Source organism: Psychrobacter fulvigenes (assembly GCF_904846155.1).
Classification (GTDB): Bacteria; Pseudomonadota; Gammaproteobacteria; order Pseudomonadales; family Moraxellaceae; genus Psychrobacter; species Psychrobacter fulvigenes.
On the sequence record NZ_CAJGZP010000001.1, the window covers coordinates 628,305 to 652,719 of the forward strand.

At 43.6% G+C, this 24,415-nt stretch carries 21 protein-coding genes; 15 read left to right on the plus strand and 6 right to left on the minus strand.

Annotated elements, in window-relative coordinates; translation table 11 throughout:
- Positions 1-52: 52 nt before the first annotated feature.
- On the minus strand, positions 53-658 hold the full coding sequence (gene ampD / locus JMX03_RS02790) for a 1,6-anhydro-N-acetylmuramyl-L-alanine amidase AmpD (RefSeq protein ID WP_201594317.1): 606 nt from the start codon (positions 656-658) through the stop codon (positions 53-55).
- A gap of 265 nt (positions 659-923) precedes the next feature.
- Between ampD and JMX03_RS02795 the strand changes: the two genes are divergently transcribed.
- The 11 genes from JMX03_RS02795 to ftsZ all read left to right on the plus strand — a co-directional run bounded on the left by JMX03_RS02795 (position 924) and on the right by ftsZ (position 15,096).
- Positions 924-3,020, plus strand: a complete 2,097-nt coding sequence (locus JMX03_RS02795) for an Lnb N-terminal periplasmic domain-containing protein (protein ID WP_201594319.1) — start codon at positions 924-926, stop codon at positions 3,018-3,020.
- 88 nt (positions 3,021-3,108) lie between these two features.
- On the plus strand, positions 3,109-3,954 hold the full coding sequence (locus JMX03_RS02800; protein WP_201594321.1) for an SDR family oxidoreductase: 846 nt from the start codon (positions 3,109-3,111) through the stop codon (positions 3,952-3,954).
- A gap of 110 nt (positions 3,955-4,064) precedes the next feature.
- Positions 4,065-5,117: a hypothetical protein gene (locus JMX03_RS02805; protein ID WP_201594323.1), complete on the plus strand. Its 1,053-nt coding sequence runs from the start codon at positions 4,065-4,067 to the stop codon at positions 5,115-5,117.
- Positions 5,118-5,178: 61 nt separating this feature from the next.
- Positions 5,179-5,907 (plus strand): orotate phosphoribosyltransferase, encoded by a 729-nt coding sequence (gene pyrE, locus JMX03_RS02810; protein ID WP_201594325.1) that lies wholly within the window; start codon positions 5,179-5,181, stop codon positions 5,905-5,907.
- Between the two features lie 81 nt (positions 5,908-5,988).
- Positions 5,989-6,963 carry a glutathione synthase gene (gene gshB / locus JMX03_RS02815; protein WP_201594327.1) on the plus strand — a complete coding sequence of 325 codons (975 nt, stop codon included), beginning with the start codon at positions 5,989-5,991 and terminating at the stop codon, positions 6,961-6,963.
- A 264-nt stretch (positions 6,964-7,227) separates the two neighbouring features.
- Positions 7,228-8,313: an undecaprenyldiphospho-muramoylpentapeptide beta-N-acetylglucosaminyltransferase gene (gene murG / locus JMX03_RS02820; RefSeq protein WP_201594329.1), complete on the plus strand. Its 1,086-nt coding sequence runs from the start codon at positions 7,228-7,230 to the stop codon at positions 8,311-8,313.
- Between the two features lie 92 nt (positions 8,314-8,405).
- Complete coding sequence (gene murC / locus JMX03_RS02825; RefSeq protein ID WP_201575557.1) at positions 8,406-9,866, plus strand: UDP-N-acetylmuramate--L-alanine ligase; 1,461 nt, start codon at positions 8,406-8,408, stop codon at positions 9,864-9,866.
- 29 nt (positions 9,867-9,895) lie between these two features.
- Positions 9,896-11,017 (plus strand): D-alanine--D-alanine ligase, encoded by a 1,122-nt coding sequence (locus JMX03_RS02830; protein WP_227695189.1) that lies wholly within the window; start codon positions 9,896-9,898, stop codon positions 11,015-11,017.
- A 259-nt stretch (positions 11,018-11,276) separates the two neighbouring features.
- The gene (locus JMX03_RS02835) at positions 11,277-12,071 is read left to right on the plus strand and encodes a cell division protein FtsQ/DivIB (protein ID WP_201594331.1); all 795 of its coding nucleotides are present in this window, start codon (positions 11,277-11,279) and stop codon (positions 12,069-12,071) included.
- A 178-nt stretch (positions 12,072-12,249) separates the two neighbouring features.
- Complete coding sequence (gene ftsA, locus JMX03_RS02840) at positions 12,250-13,542, plus strand: cell division protein FtsA (protein WP_201575555.1); 1,293 nt, start codon at positions 12,250-12,252, stop codon at positions 13,540-13,542.
- 357 nt (positions 13,543-13,899) lie between these two features.
- Positions 13,900-15,096, plus strand: coding sequence for a cell division protein FtsZ (gene ftsZ / locus JMX03_RS02845; protein WP_201575554.1), 1,197 nt, complete (start codon positions 13,900-13,902; stop codon positions 15,094-15,096).
- Positions 15,097-15,492: 396 nt separating this feature from the next.
- Here ftsZ and JMX03_RS02850 read toward each other — a convergent pair whose 3' ends face one another.
- Entirely contained in the window at positions 15,493-15,999 is a 507-nt protein-coding gene (locus JMX03_RS02850; protein WP_201594333.1) for an IS630 family transposase, read from the minus strand.
- A 44-nt stretch (positions 16,000-16,043) separates the two neighbouring features.
- Entirely contained in the window at positions 16,044-16,529 is a 486-nt protein-coding gene (locus JMX03_RS02855) for a winged helix-turn-helix domain-containing protein (RefSeq protein WP_201594188.1), read from the minus strand.
- A 189-nt stretch (positions 16,530-16,718) separates the two neighbouring features.
- Between JMX03_RS02855 and lpxC the strand changes: the two genes are divergently transcribed.
- Positions 16,719-17,636, plus strand: a complete 918-nt coding sequence (lpxC, locus tag JMX03_RS02860) for a UDP-3-O-acyl-N-acetylglucosamine deacetylase (protein ID WP_201594335.1) — start codon at positions 16,719-16,721, stop codon at positions 17,634-17,636.
- Between the two features lie 299 nt (positions 17,637-17,935).
- Here the strand turns inward: lpxC and JMX03_RS02865 are convergent, their stop codons facing one another.
- Entirely contained in the window at positions 17,936-18,451 is a 516-nt protein-coding gene (locus JMX03_RS02865; protein ID WP_201594337.1) for a hypothetical protein, read from the minus strand.
- 259 nt (positions 18,452-18,710) lie between these two features.
- Between JMX03_RS02865 and JMX03_RS02870 the strand changes: the two genes are divergently transcribed.
- Complete coding sequence (locus JMX03_RS02870; RefSeq protein WP_201597727.1) at positions 18,711-19,439, plus strand: CHAP domain-containing protein; 729 nt, start codon at positions 18,711-18,713, stop codon at positions 19,437-19,439.
- 262 nt (positions 19,440-19,701) lie between these two features.
- Here JMX03_RS02870 and JMX03_RS02875 read toward each other — a convergent pair whose 3' ends face one another.
- Together JMX03_RS02875 and JMX03_RS02880 are read right to left on the minus strand one after the other, a co-directional pair.
- Positions 19,702-20,511: a DOMON domain-containing protein gene (locus JMX03_RS02875; RefSeq protein WP_201594339.1), complete on the minus strand. Its 810-nt coding sequence runs from the start codon at positions 20,509-20,511 to the stop codon at positions 19,702-19,704.
- Between the two features lie 230 nt (positions 20,512-20,741).
- The gene (locus JMX03_RS02880) at positions 20,742-21,053 is read right to left on the minus strand and encodes a YhbY family RNA-binding protein (RefSeq protein ID WP_201575548.1); all 312 of its coding nucleotides are present in this window, start codon (positions 21,051-21,053) and stop codon (positions 20,742-20,744) included.
- Positions 21,054-21,448: 395 nt separating this feature from the next.
- Here JMX03_RS02880 and JMX03_RS02885 point away from each other — a divergent pair, with 395 nt between their 5' ends.
- Both JMX03_RS02885 and ftsH read left to right on the plus strand, forming a co-directional pair.
- The gene (locus tag JMX03_RS02885) at positions 21,449-22,081 is read left to right on the plus strand and encodes an RlmE family RNA methyltransferase (RefSeq protein WP_201594341.1); all 633 of its coding nucleotides are present in this window, start codon (positions 21,449-21,451) and stop codon (positions 22,079-22,081) included.
- A 387-nt stretch (positions 22,082-22,468) separates the two neighbouring features.
- On the plus strand, positions 22,469-24,364 hold the full coding sequence (ftsH, locus tag JMX03_RS02890) for an ATP-dependent zinc metalloprotease FtsH (protein ID WP_201594343.1): 1,896 nt from the start codon (positions 22,469-22,471) through the stop codon (positions 24,362-24,364).
- The last annotated feature ends 51 nt before the right edge of the window (positions 24,365-24,415 follow it).

Sequence of the window (24,415 nt, forward strand, 5' to 3'; positions counted from 1 at the left end):
TGCGGGTAAATGAATTGATTGTGGAAAGGCCAAAAGCTGCCTTCAGGTATTATTAGGTAAGGTTCTTAGAGAGCATCTCACGCAGCCGAGTCCACTCAAAATACTCACCAGGATCAGTCTTACGACCTGGGGCGATATCACTAAGCCCAGTCAGGTGTCGGCGCGTTTTGGGGTAGGCGTCGTATATCGCAGTGATAACTTGTACGAGCGAGTCATATTGAGCCGCAGCAAAGGGTACAAAGTCTGACCCTTCAAGCTCGATGCCAATGCTATAATCATTGCATTCAGGTCGCCCAAGATAGGCAGATCTACCGGCATGCCACGCACGCTCATGAAAGTTTACAAACTGAGTAATAGTGCCGTCGCGTTCGATCAGTAAGTGTGCGGAAACTTCAGCGCCTTCAATGGTCTGAAAATAAGGGTGTGCCTTCCAGTCTAGCTGATTGGTAAATAATGCCTTTACATAATGCAGACCATCCGCGCTGCACGCGCCAAACTCATTGGGTGGTAAGCTGATGTTGTGAATGACAATGGTGTCAATGCTGGTATCTGCAGGTCTGGTATTGAAGTTCGGCGAAGCCAGCCAAGTGGCAGCGGACAGTAGACCGTCATTTATAGTCATTGGAGTCTGTGATGATGTTTGTGGTGCAGATGACATAGTATTCTCTGTTATTATTACACTGGATTGGCTTATGTTGAAGAAGATGATAACGGATTTTGATATCACTATGATCTTTTATCATACCGCGCTATTGTAAACAGTGTCTTTAAATAGAAATTCTCAATAGCACTCTGAAATGAGCTCCATCATAGACTTTATTTGGGCGAGTTGAGCGAGTATTTCACACGCATATAATATTCTGGTGTAAACCCAATTGAGCAGTCGTAGAGCTGTTGTGAATTTAAAAAAGAGATTTTCACTCATGTTTAAAAAACCATTGTGGGTAAGTAGCCCTCATGTCCGTCTACCGCCGCACTCTGCCATTGCAAGCGCCGTTGTAGGCTCATTATTGAGTCTATCAGTGCAGGCAGTACTGCCTATTCCTTTTGCTGTAATGGATACTAATGAAAATATAACAACTGAACTGGGCAATACGGCGCTTGTTGGGAACACTGTGAATGTTGCGAGTAATGTTAGCAATGAGACGCAAAATATTCAAAGTACTGCTGCTGAGCAACTGCTGGCAGAATGGCGCAAACAAGTACAAACAGACAATTTAGCGCAGCATACAACATGGCGACGCCTGTTGTACTTTCTTGATGATAATAAAAACATCTTTACCAAAGGCAAAAATAAAAGTCTGATTGACGATCCAACATTCTTTTTAGCTGATAATGGTCAGCAGGACTCAGCAGCAGAGCTGGATGCCATATTAGTCGCACTTTCTCAGCAGCTTACGTTACCTGCTGTCAGCAAAAAACCAGCAGATAATAGCTCAGTGCTGTGCCGTTTTCCAGCGCGAGTAAATTGGTTGGTTGAGACTTTGGGGATTCATCATACAGGTCTGCAGGTTGACTGCCCAGAGCTTGATGAGTGGATGACCATGTTGGATCCTGAACAGTTATCTATTATGTTTGGTCAAGAGTACTTGGATAATCCCATCTCTGCTTTTGCGCATACACTATTGCGTATTGACTCAAAGGCTAGTGTGGCTGACCCTAGTCAAATTCATCATGCCTATGCCCTTAATGACACGGTCGATGGTAATCCTAATGATAATTTTCTGATTTTTGCCATCAAAGCAGCAAGCGGCGGTTATGATAACCGTATCGAGATCGATCCTTATCCAGAAAGACTGGCAAATTATTTACAAAAAGACGAGCGCGATACTTGGACGTATCAATTGGATTTGACCCCAAGCGAGGTACAGCAAATCATGCTGCATGTATGGGAGACTAAAGACTTAGACATTCCTTATTACTTCGCCACCGATAACTGTGCTTCCGAGATTTTGCGCCTCATTGATGTGGTGCGCCCGCAGCAGAACTTATTGAGTCAGCTGCCTTATGCGGTTATTCCCTCTGATGTGATCAAATTGCTTGATGATGAACAGCTGCTCACAAATACCCTTTATACACCGTCGGACAGTACCTTACGTCAAGCACAGCTGAACAAGGCAAACGCCGCGGCAAGGTTGGGCTATCAAGCGTTTAATAAAGAAGATATAAATGCCATTAAATCAGAAGACGTTAACTTAGCCTCAAGCATATCGGCAGATAATAAAAGATTAGAGCCGCTTGAGATTGCAGTTTCAGATAACAATCCCATCGATCGCCAGCCGCTACAACGAGGACATGTCGCTGTTGGTCAGCGCGGAGATAATAGTTATATAGACCTCGGTCTACGCGCAGGCTACCATAGTACGCTTGATCGTCCTGCAGGATTTCCGCAGTTTCTAGATCTTGAAGGCGTCGCTGCCACTCTGCGCTTGTATGATACCGATAGTGATAAAGCCAATCAGCCAAAAAGCGTGGTCTTGCAGAACTTTACGTTGATTCGTGGGCGCTCCTTCAACCCTGTCAACTCTGCTAAGAAAGGCCATACATGGGGCGCGAGTGTCGAAGCCACCCGCGTCGATGATGGCTCGCAAGCACAAGCTAGAGACCATTTGGTTGCCAGTACCGCCTTTGAGTATGGTAAGTCATGGGTGTTTGGCACGCCGACTGCTAATACAGGCGAGATGCCACCGCAGCTGTGCTATGCCTTTGCAACAGGTGCGCTGCAAGGCGGGCGCGGTATTAATAAAGGCTTTCGCGTTGGGGCAGGAGTGAATGCTGGTTGCCGCTATCAGATTAACAATCGCTTACGTGCGCAAGCTGAATTGCAATTACCATATTGGTATCATGGCAGCAGCGCTCAGCCAGACGTTCAAAGTCATTATTGGCAGCCGATCAGCACGTTTGGACTGCAATACGATATAGATAAAAAACAAGCACTACGAATTAATGCCAGCTACGATTGGCAGGATCGTGTCGAGGCAAATGATGACGTAAAACTGTCTTATATGCGTTATTTTTAGAAATGGTTTTTAAGTGGTTTTTAAGTATTGCGTCTAAATATTACTTCTAAGTGCTTTTTTAAACACCGTGCCAAAGGGATAAAAAGTTATGAGTATTAAAAATTGGCTGGTTATTGGTCAAGGTGATATCGGCTTACCCGTCACCAATCAGCTTGCTGAAGATGGTCTTTCTGTCACTGGGCTTGCGCGTAGTGACCGCAGCCATTACGCTTTAGATGCTCAAGTGACGTTTATCCAAGCCGATGCATTAACGCTTACCGCTGAACAGCTGCAAGACTTTAGCAGTATTGCTATTATCGTTACTCCTGATGAATATTCAGCTAGTGGCTATAACAACAGTTATTTGGCCATCAGCCAGCATTTGGCACAGTTTACAGAGCAACTGACCCGCCTTGAGCGCATTGTGTTTATTTCATCGACGGGTGTTTATGGGCAAGATAATGGTGAGTGGATTGATGAATATACCACGCCCATCACTCCTGAGCGCGAAGCATCAAAGGTAATACTGCAAGCAGAGCAAGTACTGCAGCAAGGTTTTGGTGATAAAGCAATTATTATTCGCCCGAGCGGTATTTATGGGCGTGAGCGCTTAATGCGTCTACGCAAAGCCCGCGAGCCACAAAAAGAGCCCGTCGCCGCTGTCCACTGGAGCAACCGTATCATGGATCGTGATTTGGTTAATATTATAACCAAAGTGCTGACCATAGAGACGCCGAAGCCCCTTTATATCGCCACTGACTATTTGCCTGTCACCACCCTTGAGCTTGGCACTTGGTTGAGCGAGCAGGTCGGTGCAGCTGCCCCCGAGATTGATAGCGAAAAAACCGCAGTTACGGGGAAGCGCTTACATAGCAATATTCCGTTAGCTTGGCTGCGTTATCCTGACTGGCAAATAGGATATGCTGATATTTTACAGCAGCAAAAGCAGACTTAAAGGGTTGGACTGATATAGGACAGCTATAATAGTTTTATAGATGGCTGTTTTAACTACACTCAACTAATCTGTATTTTATAATCTTTTAATGTTTCGTCTATGGAGATGTCATGACTCAGTCGTTTACCTCTGATAATAGCTTCACTCATGCTCAGTCATTGCAAGGGCAGAGTAAGTCTGTGACAGACAAATCTGAGTCTTCAACTAATATGGCTAATAGCACCCAGCCTGCTATTGTCCATCCCAATTTTGATCCTAGCCAGACCCCGCTTGATCCAGCCAGACCATTGACAGACATTCCAGAGCCTGCCCGCCGAGGCAACAATCAGTTACGTCGTCTGTATGGCAGGTCTGTGCGCTTTCATCAGCCGCGAGAAGAGACGTTGTCAAAGTGGCAGCTAGTAGCATCAGAGCCTTTTGCAGAGCATTTGGCGTTACTTAGTGCCGCAAACCTTATTGATCTTCCGGACAGTTTTTATTGCCCTTATCATAATCAAAGCCAAAGCGCACAGTCCCTATTATCATCACTAGAGCAGATGAGCTTAGTGGATATGACAGACATTCAGGCCGCTATGAATCAATACCCTAAGTTGACTCGCTATGGCTTTAGCGCACTTGATGATCTAAATAGTGACTTGTCAAAAAAGGCGGTCAAAAAAAGCGTTAAAGATAAGGTCGCACCTGCTAACAGCAGTGCTAACAACAAAGTACTTAGCTTGCATACAGTGGCCAAACGTCACAATCCTGATGAGCTGCTAAATAGTATGTATGCGGATGATTGGCAAGTCATCTTGCAGCCGCAGCAGTTTGAGACAGGCGCAGGCAGTTTGGCGACAGATATTATGGCCTGTAGCGTCGCCGTGCATGCCCTAAAACAATGCGCTACTCGTAAAAGTATCAATCACAGCTATAGCGCTGCGCAAATTTGTCAGCATTTACGCAGTTATTTACTGAGCCAAGTATATCTTACACCTACTCAGCGTTATCAATATCGGCAAATTCGGCTGTTTTCTGGACACATCATCGTTGCTGCTGTGCACTTAGGTTGGGATATTCATGTCCGTAGCGATGGAGAGTGCTATTTTAATCTATCATCGCGTAGTAGCCTATTGACTCGCTACCCCAATATGCAGGATTACGACATCAATGGTTGGTCAAGCTAAACAATAATACGTACAATAATGCAAATTTTTTATTCTTAATATTTCTGATAGGAATGCCATAATGCTCAATACTCCAGTGCCTGATGCTCAACCTGCCCAAAACCAATTATTTTCATCTCATGATTTTATACAGCTGGCTTTAAACAATGAAGTGCTCAAGTTTGGCGAGTTTGTCCTCAAGTCTGGACGTGTCAGTCCATATTTTTTTAATGCAGGATTGCTGGCGACGGGTGAGATGTTATCGTTGTTAGCGCGTGGTTATGCAGATGCTTTGGCGGAGCAAATGGCTGCTAATGACAGTGTGGATAACGCTGCAAATGCTAAAGAGTTGGTTATCTTTGGCGCAGCATATAAAGGTATTCCTTTTGTGGCAGCGACAGCGCAAGCGCTATGGCACCATCACGGTATCAATGCCAAATGGGGTTATAACCGAAAAGAAGCCAAAACCCATGGTGAAGGTGGCAATTTAGTCGGTGCGGATGTCAGTGGTAAGGCCGTATGGGTACTCGATGATGTCATCACTGCTGGCACCGCAATGCGTGAAGTGGTCGATATTTTAGAGCAGGCAGGTGCAAGTGTGGCTGGCATTATAGTCGCGCTTGATCGTAAAGAAAAAGGCCAAAGCGATCATTCTGCTATTCAAGAGCTTGCCGCCACTCTAAAAGTGCCCGTACGTGCGCTGGTCGATATAGATGATTTGATCGGCTATTTAGCAGATGAAAACAGTCAACATAAAGATGCGACCCAGCTGGAAAAAATGCAGCATTACCGTGAGCAGTACGGCGTATAACTTGGGAGCAGACTGGCAGCACATTGCCTATCTCTGTTCTATATATCAATAATATTAATAATATAAAAAGTGAGTTCTATTATGAGCCAAACAGAAAATAAGAAGTCTTTGAACATACTCGTCATCATGGATCCTATCGAACAGGTCAACTATAAAAAAGATACCAGCTTGGCAATGATGTGGTCAGCGCAAGACCGTGGTCATACCCTCGGCTACTGTCAAATCCATGACCTATGGCTGGATCGAGGTCAGCTCATGGTAGATACGCAGCCAGTCACAGTAAAGCGTGATCCAAATGATTTTTATACACTCGCAGATAAACAGACAGGGCCAGTCACGGATTATGATGTGATCTTAATGCGTAAAGATCCACCGTTTGACATGCGCTTTCTTTATTCAACTTACATGCTTGATCATGCTAAAGCGGCAGGTGTGCTAGTGGTAAATGACCCACAGGCGATTCGCGACTGTAACGAAAAGCTATTTGCTACTTGGTTTAGTGACTACATGAGCCCAACGATTGTGACCAGTAAACAGGCACATATTCGTCAGTTTATCGCCGAGCAACAAGATGTGATTGTCAAGCCGCTCGACGGTATGGGTGGTACTGGCATCTTTCGTCTGACCGCTGACAGCCCAAATATTGGGGTCACGCTTGAGATTTTAACAGAGCTTGAAACCTTACCAATCATGGCGCAGCGTTATTTACCAGAAATCAAAGAAGGCGATAAACGTGTCTTAATCGTTGATGGGTCAGTGGTAGATTATAGCTTGGCTCGTATTCCAGTCAAAGGCGAAACCCGTGGCAATCTGGCGGCAGGCGGTAGCGGCGTTGCAATGCCATTGACAGATATTGAGCGCCAAGTGGCAGAAGTAGTCGCCCCAATCGTGAAAGAAAAAGGTCTTATGTTCGTTGGTTTGGACTTAATCGGTGGCCGTATTACCGAGATTAATGTCACGAGTCCTACCTGCGTACGCGAAATTGACGACCAGTGCGGTACAGATATTGCCACAGATTTTATACTGGCGGTAGAAGCGCGTTGTACGCAGAAATAGTTTTATAAAACAGCCTATAAGTTATGGTGGTCTGTTTTTTGGCAAACATTTTTATTATTAGGCAATACAGTCACTTAAGCCGTTATTCAACCGAAAAAACACTATATATACCAGCGTGATTTACTCTATACTATGCGGGTTTTAGAATGTGGTTGTTTACAGAGAGCAGCTTACAGGGAGCGGTTTATAGAGCACTGCTCATAGTAAGCTGCGCCTACTAATATATTTAATACTCATCAGTAAAGATAAGAAGGGCAGGGGTTAATGAAGACACCGCATATATTAATGATGGCTGCAGGCACTGGCGGGCATGTATTCCCAGCGCTTGCGGTAGCTGAAGAGCTAACCCAACGTGGTGCGGTCATTCATTGGCTAGGTACGCCAACTGGTATGGAGAATCGCTTGGTCGAGCCGACTGGCTATACTTTTCATGCCATTGAAATGCAAGGCTTGCGTGGAAAAGGGATAGGGCGAGTGCTCAAACTGCCTTTCACCTTGTTATCAGCCACCATGGCAGCTATTAAAGTTATTCGTAGTAATAAAATCGATATGGTCGTGGGTTTTGGCGGCTATGTCACAGCGCCTGGCGGTATTGCTGCTCGTCTTACAGGTACACCCCTGATTATTCATGAACAAAACGCCATCGCTGGCATGAGTAATCGCTATTTGGCCAAAATGGCGACCAAAGTGTTGCAAGCTTTTGAGAATACTTTTGCCAACAGTGAAGGTGATGCTAAGCTCGAAACGGTCGGTAATCCAGTACGTAATGCGATCACTGGTGTCGCTGAGCCGAGTGTGCGCTATGATGTTAATGACAGCTCACCCTTGAAGTTGCTAGTAGTTGGCGGCTCACTTGGCGCACAAGCTCTAAATGATACTGTACCGAAGGCGCTTGCCTTAATAGACCGTCCTTTTGCAGTGCGTCATCAATGTGGACGCAATAATGAAGCAGCGACACAGGCAGCTTATGATGAACAACAGCTGAGCCAACATGAGTTCAGCGTACAGCCATTCATTGATGATATGGCGGCTGCTTACAATTGGGCAGATATGATTGTTTGCCGAGCAGGCGCATTGACCGTGACCGAGATTCAAAACGTCGGTATCGCTGCGATTTTTGTGCCTTTGCCGCATGCAGTGGATGATCACCAAACCGCTAATGCTCGTACTTTGACCTCCCATGATGCGGCGATTTTGATACCGCAGTCGACATTGACGCCCAAGCGTTTGAGTGATGAGCTGACAACGTTTGATCGACATCGTTGCTTAGAAATGGCGCAAAAAGGCCATGCACTTGCCAACCGTCATGCCAGTCAGCAAGTTGCTGATATCATTTGGCAGTCACTGTAGAGCAAGTAATTTGCTGACCGTTAATTTGTATAACTAACGATATTTTTCATTAAAGCCCCCATATTTATCTCCCTAAATAAAGAGAAACTCCTATGTCCACAACTGCTTCAGCTGTTACTCCTATCACTAAGGCTTTGCCTAAACGCTTGATTGAAATACCCGAGATGCGCCGTATTCAGCATTTACACTTTGTGGGAATCGGTGGTTCAGGTATGTGTGGTATTGCTGAGGTTATGAGTAATCAAGGTTACCAAGTGAGTGGGTCAGATATAGCAGAAAGCCTTGTGACAAAGCGTTTGCAAAATATCGGTATCGAAATATTCATTGGTCATGATTCCAAAAATATCTCTAATGCGGATGTGATAGTCGTGTCATCTGCCATCGATCGTAGCAACCCTGAGATTACAGCAGCACTCAAAGCGCGTCTGCCAGTGGTACGCCGTGCTGATATGCTTGGTGAGTTGATGCGCTATCGTCATGGTATTGCGGTGGCTGGTGCCCATGGCAAAACCACAACGACCAGCTTGTTGACGACCATGCTTGCAGAAGGACAGCTTGACCCAACGTACGTAATTGGCGGCAAGCTCAATGCCTCAGGTAAAAATGCAGCACTCGGTAGCAGTCGTTTTTTGATTGCTGAAGCAGATGAGTCTGACGCCTCATTTTTATCTCTGCACCCGATGGCGGCGATTGTGACCAATATCGACCAAGATCATATGGAAACCTATGAAAACAGCTTTGATAAATTAAAAGCAGCTTATATTCAGTTTTTACAAAACATGCCATTTTATGGTTTAGCAGTAGTATGTGGTGACGACCCTGAGCTCTATGCGATGATTGACGATATTGGGCGTCCAGTGCTGACTTTTGGGCTTGAGCCTTTTAATGATGTGCAAGCCGTAGACGTGGTGGTTGAAGGCACCAAAACTCACTTTACGGTACTGCGCCGCGACCGTGAGCCATTACGTCTGACCTTAAATATTCCTGGCATTCATAATGTCTATAATGCGCTGGCTGCTATCACGATGGCCACTGATGAAGGTGTGGACGACGAAGCAATTGAGCGAGCGCTACAAAGATTTGAAGGGGTAGGTCGCCGCTTTGAGCAGCACCCGCCTGTCGCGGTTGACGAAGGCGATGTACTGCTGATTGATGATTATGGTCACCACCCTAGAGAGGTTGACGCTACCATTAAGGCGGCACGCCAAAGCTTCCCTGAGCGCCGTTTAGTGATGCTGTTTCAGCCGCACCGTTATAGCCGCACCCGCGACTGCTTTGATGAGTTTGTTGAGGTACTATCAAGCGTCGATGAGCTATTATTGTTGGATGTATACTCAGCAGGAGAAACTCCGATTACAGGTGCAGATACCAGAGCATTAGCACGCAGTATCCGTCTGAGAGGTGAAGTTGAGCCGACGATTATTGATAAAGACAACCTGGCCCCTACTATGCAGCGCTTACTGAAAGCCAATGATATGCTCATCACCCAAGGTGCGGGCAATGTGGGTCAGGTAGCTGTTGAGCTTGCTGCTAATAATTTATATCTTAAGTAAGCCTTAAAAGAATCTTAGGAACTATCCTCATGACTATTAATCATCAAGAAAACAGCCATCAAGGCAATAAGCAACAAGAAGATCCAAACATGCTTAACCAAGCCAACGATTCTGCTAGAAGTACGACAATTATCACTAATCCAGAGCCAGCATTAGTGGCTGCTGGACAAGCAGAAGGTAATCACATAAATAATCAGTCAAATCATGAGCCGCTACAAAGTGCCGCCAACAGCAAGGTAAAAGATGCCAGCGAGTTTGGCAAGGTGGCTGTTGTTTATGGTGGTACCAGTAATGAGCGTAGTGTCTCCCTAGACAGTGGTGCGGCAGTACTACAAGCACTACAAAACAAAGGCGTTGACGCTACTCACTTTGATCCCAAGCACCAAGACATTACTGAGCTGCGTGACTATGACCGAGTATTTAATGTGCTACATGGTCGCGGCGGAGAGGATGGCTTGCTGCAAGGGGTATTGCAGTGGTTGGATATCCCGCAGACAGGTTCAGGGATTTTAGCATCAGCCCTTGGTATGGACAAAGTACGGACCAAGCAGCTGTGGCAAGGCTGCGGACTATCGACGGCGCCGTTTGCTCTGCTGACTGCTGATACTGATTGGCAACAAGTAGTAAATATGTTGGGCCTACCACTGATTATCAAGCCAGTACATGAAGGTTCAAGTATTGGTATGACCAAAGTCAATCACCTAGATGAGCTGCCAGCGGCTTATGCAACGGCTGCACAGTGCGGTGATAAAGTGATGGCTGAGCGCTGGATTACTGGCCGTGAATTCACCATTGTTATTATTGATGATGAAGCCTATCCAGTCATTCGTCTAGAGCCTGCCGATATCAGCAATTTTTATGATTTTGAAGCCAAGTACAATCGCAACGATACTGGCTATTATATTCCTTGTGGGCTCAGTGAACATGACGAAAAACACTTGCAAGCGTTAAGCTTAGCGGCTTTTCGTGCAGTTGATGCAAAAGGCTGGGGGCGCATCGATGCCATGCAAGATAATAATGGCAATTTCTGGCTACTTGAGATCAATACCGTACCAGGTATGACCAGTCATAGTTTGGTACCAATGGCAGCAAAAGCACGCGGTATGGACTTTGAAAGCTTGTGCTGGCACATACTGGCGCAAACAGTCTAAGAAATATTAAATGTATCGCTAGGGCTGCTATAACACAGCATCGTGTAAACTTGTGTAAAATCATCAGCAACAGCATACGTTGGGCTATTGTTTGCCATCAAAATACGTTAATATTGTAAGAATAAGTCTATTTTGGCAAGATTCATCTCATTTTAGGGTAAAATCGTCTAATAAACTTGCAGGTATTAGTAAGTTCAATTGTAGTAATAAGCTACTAGTGATTCGATAGCGTATATTAGATATAGGGACAAAAGCGATCATGGCTCAAACTGTCAACAGAGCAACTGACTTGATGAGTGATAACGCACGTCGTCCAAAAACCAACTTACAGTTACCAACTTCGGCCAAGTATTTTTTTACAGCTTTAGTGATAGGGTTGTTGCTGCTGATACTAGCGATGGGTGCTAAAGCCTTACGTGATGCACCACCAGCGGCAATACAAGTGAGTACTCATGGTTTGACGGCTGCTCAGCATCAAACTTTGCAACAAACCATGGGCCAACAGCCAGTCAGTAGTTTTTTTACCACTAACTTGCAAGCTCTGCGTGATATTGCAATGGGACTTGCTTGGGTTGATCAAGTGAGCGTCACACGTGACTGGCAACAAGGTATTGTGATTACCGCACTGCCAAAACAAGCAGTTGCCAATTTTGGCACTGAGCGCCTAGTAGACGCTAGGGGCGCTGTGTTTGTACCTGTTGATAGTGAAGAGTTGACCAGATCACAGTTTGCGACACTACAAGGTGAGATCAGTCAAGCGCCAGTCATTATGCAGCAAATGCAGCAGATCAATGATTGGTATGCCCCACTTGATATGCGAGTTGAGGATATTATTCTAACACCTCGTATGACTTGGTTAGTACGCTTCGATAGTGGTTTACGAGTCATTGTTGATAATGAAAATACAGCACAAAAGTTGCTGAACCTCAGTCAACTGCTCACTAATCAGCTGAGCACGCGCCGTGAGGAGATGCAGTCTATAGATTTGCGTTACAAAAACGGCTTTACTATTACGTGGAAGGTTGTAGAGCCAAAAGCGGAAGTATCTGAATAGTTTAGAATGCCACTTGCCACAAATAATTTGATTTAATAGCATCTTTAAGTTGCCGCAGGATATTACCTGCTCTTTTTATTGTGATGTATGTGATGTAATGGTTTTGAAATAATGCTTTTTCAATGATTCAATGGGAACGTCATCTAGTTTCCTGTTTAGCGATAATTTGTTTGGTAACATGAAAAATACTGAAAATCTGGTTGTTGTCCATATAAGTGCCACTGCAGTATATGTAGTGATTGGCAGTGTTGTGTCCGAAAAAGACATTCGTATCATGGGCGTTGGGCAAGTCAAAAACAGCGACTTTTACCAAGGCCAGATCAAACATCGTGAACGTCTGCAGGGTGCCATTAAACAAGCCATTCAGGACGCGGAAGATACCGCAAACTGTCGTGTGCACAGCGTGTGGCTAACAATAGCGACCCCAGAGCTATTGAGCAAAAATAGCTCTGGATATGTCACAGTAGAAGAAGATACTGTCAGCGCAAAAGATATGGTACAAGCGCTGTCAAATGCCAAGTCACAAGATTTGCCTTCAGATTATTATTTGATGCACTGCTGTCAGCAAGGTATCTATATCGATGAGCAAGAAACGATGGTAGATGATGCCATCGAGATGTTTGCCAATGACATTACCGTTATGTATCACATGATGATGCTGCCGGTTGCCAGCCGTCAGAATATTCAAAAGCTACTACAAAGCTGTGATGTGGGTATTGATCATATTGTATTTGATGCCGTGACGAGCGCAGAGTATGGCTTGATGAGTGAAGAGCGTCAACAGGGCGTTTGTTTGGTGGATATTGGCGCTGGTACGACCAGTCTCTGTGTCTACAAAGAAAACAAGCTCATTTTTACTCATTGCATAGCAAGTGGTGGTCATGAAGTCACGATGGATATCTCAGCAGATATGGGTATCTCGATGATAGAAGCTGAGAAACTAAAAAAACTACATGGCACAGTGGACATTCATAGTATTGATCCAAGTGCGTTTTTTGTTTTTAAGCCACAAGGTTCAGGCGATGAGATCAATGTCAGTGTGTATAATTTGGCGCGTATCATTGAAGCCCGTTATATACAGATATTCACCGAAGTTGCTCGTCAATTGCATGAGGCGGGTCTGCTCAGCTATATAGAGCGCGGCATCGTCTTAACTGGCGGTGGCAGTACCATTAAGGGTATGGTACCTTTTGCTAAAAAACTGCTCAAAATGCCTGTTGTATTGTCCAATACCCATCCGGCTATCAGCGCTTATAGTTACTTTGATAATGAAGAATCATTCAAACAGCTGAACTTGCAGATTAATGATCGTGCCTATCAAACTGCGTTTGGTACTTTGCTTTATAGTCAGAGTGAGCAGTTTCGCCGAAGTGAGAAAAGCGAGCCTGAAGCGTTACAAAAAGGCGGCATGAAGAGCACGTTCCGTAATGTAGGGCAGCGCTTTTCGAATGTGCTGAAGAAAATACTTTAGATATATTTATAATCATGAATATTTGAGATGGTATCATAAAGGCATTATTATGGAAGTACGCTGTCAGCAAAAAATGCTTAACTGAAGAATACTATCTTGCTAGGTAATAATGTTTTTTGAGTAATAGTATTTTGCTAAGTATAGCCGGCTTCTAAAAAATAGTGATATTACTAGGTCGTTTTAATTATGTTCATAAGCAGCATGATATATTTAGGCTTTAAATGGATTGTATAAGCCTCACCTTTTATAACCCTTATTTAATTAAATACATTTATATATAGTAAGTCGATAGTACATCATGCGAGTGCGTTATTACGTATTGACCATCACGCTATCTGCAACTGGAGAATCTTTTTTATGTCAAAATACACCATGCCAGATGAAAACCAACCTCTAAACAATGGCCAAGCTCGCTTTACCGTATTCGGTGTTGGCGGCGGCGGCGGTAATGCGGTTGAGCATATGGTTCAACAAGGTATTAAGGGTGTAACGTTCGTTTGTGCTAATACTGACAGACAAGCGCTTGATCGTCTGACAGTACCGCATAAATTGCAATTGGGTGCCAAAACTAACCGTGGCTTGGGTGCGGGTGCGAATCCAGAGGTTGGGCGTGAGGCTGCAGAGAGCGAAGAGGAAGCCATACGTACGCTGCTTGAAGACTCAGATATGGTCTTTATTACCGCAGGTATGGGCGGCGGTACAGGTACGGGCGCGGCTCCTGTTATTGCGCGTATTGCCAAAGAAATGGAAGTGCTAACCGTGGCCGTCGTCACGACACCCTTTAAGTTTGAAGGGGGTAAACGTAACAAGTCTGCCAAAGCAGGTATTGAGCAGCTGACCAATTTTGTTGACTCTATCATTACCATTCCTAATGATAAGCTGATGAGTGTCTACGGCAATATCTCTATGAAAGACGCGTTCAAAAAAGCAGATGACGTACTGTTACACGCCGTACAAGGTATCGCTGAAACCATTGCCCGTTCAGGTTTGATTAATATTGACTTTAACGATATTCGTACCGCGATGACAGCCAAAGGTCATGCGATGATGGGTATTGGCCGCGCGAGTGGTGATGATCGAGCCCGTCAAGCAACTGAAAAAGCCATTAAATCACCGTTACTTGATGATTTATGCTTAGAAAATGCCAAAGGCTTATTGGTTAACGTAATCTCCTCTGAAACGCTTTCATTAGATGAATTTAGCAAGATCAGTGAAATTGTTGAAGGTATTACCGATACTGATGATGCCAATATTTTCTACGGCTCAGTCGTTGACGAAGAAATGGGTGATGATATCCATGTCACCGTGATTGCCACTGGTTTGACCTTGGATGAGCGTGCGGGTGAAGAGGCTAAACAGCCGCAAGCCGTTCCTCCTGTAACCAGCACACAACCAGTAGATCCGAATCTGCATACCAGTGCTTTAAATAGTCAGAAACTGTCACAAACTCGAGCGTATCAAGATAGTATGAGTCGCTCTACGCCTGCTCAAGATCAGCAGCAGACGAAGACCAACAGCATTCAAGACTACCTAAAACGTCAACAAAATAAATAATTTATTCAGTTAAATTGTTAATTTATGATAAGTAGTATTGAGCTTTAGTCGTGTTTTATGGCTAAAAACGGATGGTTTAGTTTGAGAAGGTCTTAACAGGTAACGTAAAATCCAGCGTCTAAGCGCTGGTTTTTTTTGTGCCTATATATTAATAGACCTGATTAACAAGTATATTCATTGAGTTTGATGGTTTATACAGTCAAGGTACTCCTGAACAGCCTCAGAGCTATATTCGGTATGCTGATACAAGCTTTGATACATATGTGTTCCGATTTTATATACTTCGGCGCAAATCTCATCGTTTTATGAATATTAGCTTTGAAATGGTCATTAAACTCTTTGGTTTAAAGCAGCTTATGAAGGAAGTTTTACTTATACTAATACCAAACCCAACAATTAAAGTTGCGCCCAGGTACGAGCAGTTAACGACCGAATTCTTTGTGGCTGTTTAAGCAAATTATTCCAAGCCAAGCAAGTGGCATCGACAATAGCCTCATAACTGTCATAACAACGATTAGATAGCTCATTTTGCTTAAGGTACTGCCATACTCTCTCAGAGGGATTGAGCTCAGGTGAATAAGGCGGTAGTTTAAGCATAGTGACATTAGCCTGATTCAAGCTTGGTTGATGCCATAATGCGCCGTCCATCACCACCACCGCATGACGTCCTTTTGGAACGGCTTTACTAATCTCTTGCATATGCAATAACATGGTGTGTTTATTAACGAAAGGCAGTACTAAGCCGACAGCCTTCTTTGTCGCTGGACAAAAGGCACCAAACAGATAAGCGGAATGAAACTGTTGCTGCTTGATCAGTCGAGGTCGCCCACCGCGGTAATGCCAAACTCTGGTCAATGAGCCTTGTTGTCCTATTCGAGTTTCATCTTGAAACCAGATATCCACTTGATCTAGGCTCACATCAGTAGGCAGTGACGCCTTAACCTGTGCTATAAAGTTTTTTTAAAAGCGTCTTGAGCTTGTGGGTCGGCTTTTGGATGCTGACTACGAGCACTTATCCAACTCATATCAATACGCTTGAGTAGCTCGTAGATACCGTTAACGGTGTAGTGAGCGTTGTAGTGTTCTTTAGCCAATTGCTGAATGTCTTTGCCGGTTAGACGACCGCCAGCGCGCTTTTCTTGTTCAGAGACTATCATGGCTTTAAAAGCGGCTGTGTCTGCTTCTGCCAATTTGCTGCGACGACCTCGACGATGACGATCGTAGAGACTCTCAAGTCCTCGTTCATAATATCGCTTCAATGTCCGTCTGGCAGTTTCAGGATGTATGCAGAGGTCTTTGGCAATATCGTTGGTGGCTTTGCCTATACTATATTGGTATAAGATGAGCAGGCGTAGTCGGGCTCTGGGATTGCGCTCAGTCTTTGAGTGTTTGCCAAAGTCATGGTCTTCTAGGTTATGTATTGGTATAGTCATAAGTGGATTATACTATATATTTTGGGTTTGGTATAAGCCAGTCTAATGAGTCGTTTTTACCAAAAAAATGTCCATGATGAGTCGAATCAATTGAAGAAATAAGTAAATAACTGTTTTTTTGCTATAGCGAACTGGTAGCAGCTAGTGGTACACTAGGCTAATTGTAACAAGATATGTGAGGAACTAGCCATGAATCAAAGAACCATACAAAAAGCCATCGCTATCACAGGTATCGGTCTACATAGTGGCGAACCTGTCGATTTAGAGTTTCATCCCCAACCTGTAGATACAGGCATTGTTTTTGAGCGCTCTGACATAGTGGGGAGTACGCCTATTCCTGCCAGTGCCTTCTTGGTGCAAGATACGATGATGTCCTCAAACTTGGTTTTTGGTGGAACACGTGTCGGTACGGTTGAGCATCTATTGAGTGCAGTTGCTGGTCTTGGTATCGATAATCTATTAATACGGGTTTCTGCCAGTGAGATTCCCATTATGGATGGCAGTGCCTCACCTTTTATAGGTTTGTTATTACAGTCAGGTTTTCGTGAGCAAGAAGGCTTAAAGAAGTTTTTACGAATAGTGCGCCCAGTGCGAGTAGATGTCGATGACAAATGGGCGGAGCTGCGTCCTTATGATGGGTTTGAATTAAACTTTGAGATTGATTTTGATCATCCTGCGTTTAATAAAGACTTTCAACACGCACAGTTGCAGTTTTCGACGCAAAACTTCATCGAACAATTAAGTGAAGCTCGTACTTTTGGTTTTTTGCAGGACATTGAGACGTTACGTCAGAATAATTTGGCATTAGGCGGTAGCATGGATAATGCCATTGTCATCGATGATGCGCGCGTACTCAACGCTGAAGGCTTGCGTTTTGCAGATGAGTTCGTCCGTCACAAGATATTGGACGCCATAGGCGATCTATACTTGATTGGTTATCCTATTTTAGGCCGTTTCAATGCTTATAAATCTGGTCATGCTTTAAATAACATGTTGGTACGTGAAGTATTGTCAGATAAAAATAATTTTGAAATTGTAACTTTTGATGACAATGTAACCTGTCCTATCGAATATTTGCCCTTAAAAGGTATGACCGTTGAAGGATGAATACGCAAATATACATGATGTATCGCAACACTTACGTAAGATTACATAGTCGACCTTTGATAACGTGCAAATTATAATCGTAATAATGAATATATGTGTTGGGGTTTTTTGTGGCACTTTCTCCAACCCAGAGTATACAAAAGCTTTATCCAACTACAAATCATCTAGAGGTTAGGTCCATATTTTGGATTCAACTTTTAGATGATTTTTTTTGTTTATAAAATCAGTGATTGTCTATGCCAAAAACGGCGTTTAACTTAAATTACTTACATAACTTTACATTGTAAACGACTGTTTTTTTACTCATCAGCCAAGCGCAAAAGTGCTTTTTTGAGGTTTTTATCAGTGGTGACATGCTTTGCAGCCTGTGTTATAGTCCGCTTTGTGTTTTGGCTAAGAGCCTGATTTTCATTGGCTTTATGAGGTTTTAAAGCTGTCGTTGATGATGCTAAATGTTGATTAGACGATGGATTTACAGCTGGTGTATTTGTTACCACGACACGGATTTGCTTGAGTTGTTGAAATGTAATTGACTGCTCTGTTAACACCTGCAAATAGGCGTTTTGTAAATAACGAATATGATTGGCTGCTGTGACCGAGCCCACGCTGAGCGTTAATTGCTCAGGAGTTAAGCCCACAACCCAACAGTTATCAAGTATTTCCTCAGGTAGACAATCTACCAGAAGCTTTTTTACCTCATCAGTGGCCTTTGTATAAAGCTGCATATTATCAGCTAGAGTTTTAGGTAGCGCGCTACCCGCGAACTCTTGATGATCAATAAGCTGAGCGAGCCGATTAGGCTGTTTTTTTGACATCGTGTTTACTCATCAATTAGGTGATAAAGCCGATTTGCAAGATTAGCAAGCTCAACTTTATAGATAGAATGAAAAGCGAGCGATTTACGAGGTGAGCAACCACACTGGCAATGATGCCTAGGTTGACCACTGTAGACTAAATAGTAAGCGGCTGTATTCAGAATTTTATCATGATTGTCTCATGATTATATTCTCTAAATTAATCGATGCTTTGTTATGGATGGCAGGCAATCTTGTATTAACAATAGGTAGTAAATTTATGAAACAAGCTTTATTAATTTTGTCAGTATTGGGAATGGGCATAGCACAAACGAGTGGTGCTGTCGAAACGACCTTTCAACCAAATAATACCTTGACTCATACCATCACTAATATCTCAGCCTCAAATAATTATGGTTCTAGCCGTAATATTTATAGTACTAATAGTGGCGCCCATGTCTTTAGCAATGACGAAATCAGTCAGGCTATCGATAACCTAAGTGCTCATGCTCAGCAAAAAGAGTATCAACTTGCCTCACTAACCAGTCGTCTATCTTATGAGCGTCAGCAGCAAACCAGTAGCCGCGTACCAGATAGCAACTCAGCACCTGCACTTGCAGCTGCCCGTGCATCACGAGCAGCACTGTCTAGAAGCTCTGGTTACTGTGCCCGTTATGTACGTAAAGCATTACAGTCTGCGGGATACGAGTTTACGCCCAACCCTTCAGCATATCAGTATGCCTCTCGTGGCACTCTAGCACAGGCAGGCTTCACTAAAATCAGTAATGATATGCCACCACAAATTGGTGATGTTGTCGTTTATGACCGCACCTCAAGACGCCCACATGGGCACATTCAAATATTTGATGGCAACGGCTGGGTATCAGATTTCCGTCAAAAAAGCATTAGCCCTTACAGCGGCACTCACAGCTATACAACATGGCGCGATTCACAATACGTTGATGATGCATCAGATCGTGGCATCTACCTTGCTATGGCTGACAAATAAGACCTAATAATCAGATTTAATAAATAGTTAGGCCATAAAATTTAAAGTTTTCTCCAGACTCAGTAATGTCTTTAATGATATTACTGGGTTTTTTTATGCAGTATTTTAAATTAGAGCAGTAAGGAAAAAGAGTGCAAGCCTCATCTCTCCAATTGAACAAGGTTGATGCAGTTAGTTGTTTTTTGTATTGTAACTATTTTTAGCCTATTTAGAGCTTGTTGCTCAGATTGAGTTGAGAACACGCTCTAGTAGACAGTAATGGCTATGTAGCAGCTGCGGCTTGATAGTCAAAGTGTGACCAATGACAGCGTTGATGAAAGTCAGGGGGAGAAGCATGAGCGGGCGCAAAGTATAAGGCAGTATCACCGAACCATAAAATCAGACAAGGATGGATGAGCTTAATGGCATTATGATGGCCGTTAGTATTAGAGATGTTTAAGCCACTATCCAAGCCACCATTTAAGTCATGAGTTAGGTTCTCAAGCCTACTTTTGGTAGATGATGTAGAGGGTAGCTGATCTAGAGAGAAACCAAGTCTGCAGTGGTAGTTATAATTACCATCATAGCGCTGAGATTTAGAGGGTTTCGATTGGGTAGCAGGCCAGATGATATGAGCGCGCTTGCCAGTACTCGCTTGTATCAAAGGCATTGGGGGCAACTTTGCTGGATTGCGATAGCTCTGGAAATGATAAAGGGCGTACTGTCCACTTGGGCTGGCGCTTATCTCAATATAGCTGTTGTCATTCTCTATACTATTAGCACTATCGCTACTAATGAAGCACTCAAGACAGGTCTGCTCCCATAAGTAGTCGGCAAAACCAACCTGATCCTCACGCCATGCAGGCCAGCACAGTTGCTCAGCCAGTATGGATGAAGGTAGCTGTATCTGATAGCTGAGCCATAGCTGTAATGCCATGCTTTGATTATCACTATATGGAAGGGCATTTTTTTGCACAACCGAAGCATCAACTTGTATGCTAATGTCTTGTAGCTGCGCAGGACTGACGCCCAGCTGTTTTGCGTCTGCTGCAATGCTGTCGGTAGCTAGTATTAAGGTAAAGGTCTGGCTCATAGTGAAAATTCATTAAGCATGATGAGTGAGAGTAATGTTATATATAAGAATAGCAGTAGTGAATGAAGTTTTTACTTATCGAGGGTGAACGTGGCAATAATGATAGAGATACTGATAAAAATACTGAACCATCAATACTAATTACAAGAAGGCCACGAACAGAATGAACGTGGCCTTGTTGATCTATCCCAATGAACTTTTACCTTAGAGTCCATACGAATAGCATTGTCTTATTGAGCGTGACGAACTAGATTGGATAGCTTTGGATTGGCATTCGGGTTTTGACGGAGTAACAACGCCATACGACCGATAGAATGTACCAAAGAAGCATTAGCCGCTTTGGCAAGCTCAGCTCCAACGATATCACGTTCTTCTTTCGTGCCTGCAGGTAGCTTTACTTTGATGAGTTCGTGATCGGTAAGGGCGCGATCAATCTCTTCAGTGATCGAGGGTGTGATGCCTTTGTTGCCAATCATGACAATAGGTTTGAGCTCATGACCAATACCTTTTAAGCGTTTAAGGGTAGCGTTATCGAGTTGCATAAATGTCCTAAATATTTGTAAAAATAAAAGTTGATCTTGAAAAAAGTTACCACTTTTATTATAGCCAAGTGTAAAAAATAGCGAAGTATAAAAGCGGTAGAGAATATCATTAAAAAAGTTAATACCCATTATAGATAAACTGTCTCCATCTTGCATGAAATCAGCAGGATTCTGCACGATTTTAGGTGATGGAAATGTTAAACTGGATAACTTGTTGCATTATAGACGCTGTTAGCAGATAAATCTGTTAAATCATTAACATTACTGTTTATTTCAGTTATGAGCAAAGCAGTATGACTGACAATGGTGTCTATAGCTTTGATTGATGGATAATAGCGTCATGGATGTTCACAAATTATGTATCAATGCATTTAAAAGTAAGAGGAGCAGGTGTTTTGGCCACGCGTATTGAAAACAAAAAATTATCAAAAAGCAGCAGTGCTTGGATGAAAGAGCATATTGATGATCATTATGTACAAAAAGCGCAAAAAGATGGCTATCGTGCGCGCGCCGCTTATAAGTTATTAGAGATCAATGAAAAAACCAATCTTATCAAAAAAGGCATGACGGTCGTTGATTTAGGCAGTGCACCTGGCAGTTGGTCACAAGTCGCCAGCAAACTTGTCGGAGAAAAAGGCATATTGATCGCCTCTGATATTTTGCCGATGGATAATTTGCCAGACGTCACCTTTATTCAGGGCGACTTTCGCGAAGCAGATGTATTCGACACTATCATGGCAGAGGTTGGCGATAGGCAAGTGGATGTGGTGTTGTCCGATATGGCGCCTAATACGGCAGGCAATAGTGCCATAGATCAGCCACGAATGATGTACTTGTGCGAGCTTGCAGTAGACTTTGCTTTGGAAACCTTACCAGAAGGTGGCGCCCTTATTATGAAAGTGTTTCAAGGTGAAGGGGCTCAAGAATTACGCAGGCAAATGCAGTCTAAATTTAGTAAGATTCGTAGTATCAAACCTGCTGCATCACGACCACGTTCGAAAGAGATGTTTTGGATAGCTATTAAATAGCTTATAACTAATATAGTTTATAACGTCAGTATAGAGTAGTGATGCTTAGTTTTAGGGGACTGATTGAGTAGGTTAAATAGTAGAAAACCGCTACAATAGTTAACTGAATAAACGCAGCGCTTGCTTGAATTATGCCAGTCAGTACCACATATAATTGTTATATTAACTTTGTTTCAAGCAAAGTCGCTTGATAATGTGAGTAGTCTTTCTGCATTATTCTTTTTATTTGTGTCTCTTTTATACTTTAATATGCGGTAAGATGAGCATGCAAGTATCGAGATACGATATGAATGTAAAGATTGAATGATATCGCAAAGACTAAATGATACATTACAAGGCGTCACGTGTTTAGTAAACCCACCAATAAGTAAGGGATGGGAATAACTAGTGAGCGACATGGTAAAAAATACCTTATTGTGGCTGGTGGTAATCGGCATATTAGTGCTGGTGTTTAGCGGCTTTGACCAATCGACAGAGCCGGATAGCCTTAACTACTCTGAGTTTGTGACCGCAGTGTCTGAGAACCAAGTAGCCAGTGTTGAGATCGACGGTGAACAAATCACCGGCGAAAAGAAAAATGGTTCAACCTTTGAAACCATTAGGCCAGCTGTAGCTGATGACCAGCTAATGCCAATGCTGCGTGAGAACCAAGTCGAAGTTCAAGGAACGGCACCGAAACGCCAAAGCGTATTGATGCAACTGCTGATAGCCAGCTTCCCAATTTTATTAATTATTGGTCTGTTTCTATTCTTCATGCGTAATATGCAAGGCGGTGCTGGCGGTAAAGGCGGCGGTCCGATGAGCTTTGGTAAGTCAAAAGCCAAAATGCTGACTGAAGATCAAATTAACGTCAACTTTGAAGACGTGGCTGGTTGTGAAGAAGCCAAAGAAGAAGTCGTTGAAGTTGTCGAGTTCTTACGTGATCCAGACAAGTTTACCAAGCTTGGCGCGATCATCCCACGTGGTATTTTGATGGTAGGTCCTCCAGGTACAGGTAAGACACTATTAGCCAGAGCCATTGCTGGTGAAGCCAAAGTCCCTTTCTTTTCAATCTCAGGGTCTGATTTTGTAGAGATGTTCGTTGGTGTTGGTGCCTCTCGCGTACGTGACATGTTTGAACAAGCAAAGAAAAGCGCCCCTTGTATCATCTTTATTGATGAGATTGATGCAGTCGGTCGTCATCGTGGCTCAGGTATGGGCGGCGGTAATGATGAGCGTGAGCAGACGCTTAACCAGTTGCTGGTTGAGATGGACGGTTTTGAAGGTAATGAAGGCGTTATCGTCATTGCTGCAACCAACCGTGCGGATGTTCTTGATAAAGCATTATTACGTCCAGGTCGTTTTGACCGTCAAGTACAAGTTGGCTTGCCAGATATCAAAGGCCGTGAACAAATTTTAAAGGTGCATTTGCGTAAGCTACCAAATACTATTGGTGTGGATGCCAACTCACTTGCTCGTGGTACACCTGGGTTTAGTGGTGCACAGCTTGCCAACCTTGTAAACGAAGCAGCATTATTTGCGGCACGTCGTAACAAGACCAGTGTCGATATGAATGATTTTGAAGATGCTAAAGATAAGCTGTATATGGGTCCTGAACGTAAGTCTATGGTCATACGTGAAGAAGAGCGCCGTGCAACTGCTTATCATGAAGCAGGCCATGCCTTGGTCGCTGAGTTGCTACCTGGTACGGATCCGGTGCATAAAGTAACGATTATGCCGCGTGGCTTTGCCCTTGGTGTTACTTGGCAGCTGCCTGAGCATGATCAGACCAGCATGTATAAGTCAAAAATGCTCAATGATATTGCTATTTTATTTGGTGGTCGTATCGCCGAAGAAGTATTTATCAATCAGATGTCGACAGGTGCTTCAAACGACTTTGAACGTGCAACCAAAATGGCACGGGCGATGGTCACTAAGTACGGTATGTCTGATGCACTTGGTATTATGGTGTATGAAGATGAAGACAGCTCACAAGGTTACTTTGGCTCTAGCAGCCGTACGATATCAGAAGCCACGCAGCAGAAGGTTGATGAAGAAGTGCGCCGTATGCTAGAAGAGCAGTATGATATTGCTCGTGAGCTTATCGAAGGTAATCAAGAAAAGATGCACGCAATGGTTGATGCGTTAATGAAGTGGGAAACGATTGACCGCGATCAGTTGCAAGATATCTTGGCAGGTGAAGAGCCACGTCCACCAAGAGTGTATCAGCACAATGAGGTGAATCTGTCCAAAAACGATATCAAAACCACTGGACCAACACCGCCACCATTACCAGCGATGTAATCCTATAGTTAATTAATCTCGAATATCAAAAGCCCTTTTTATAAAGTAATG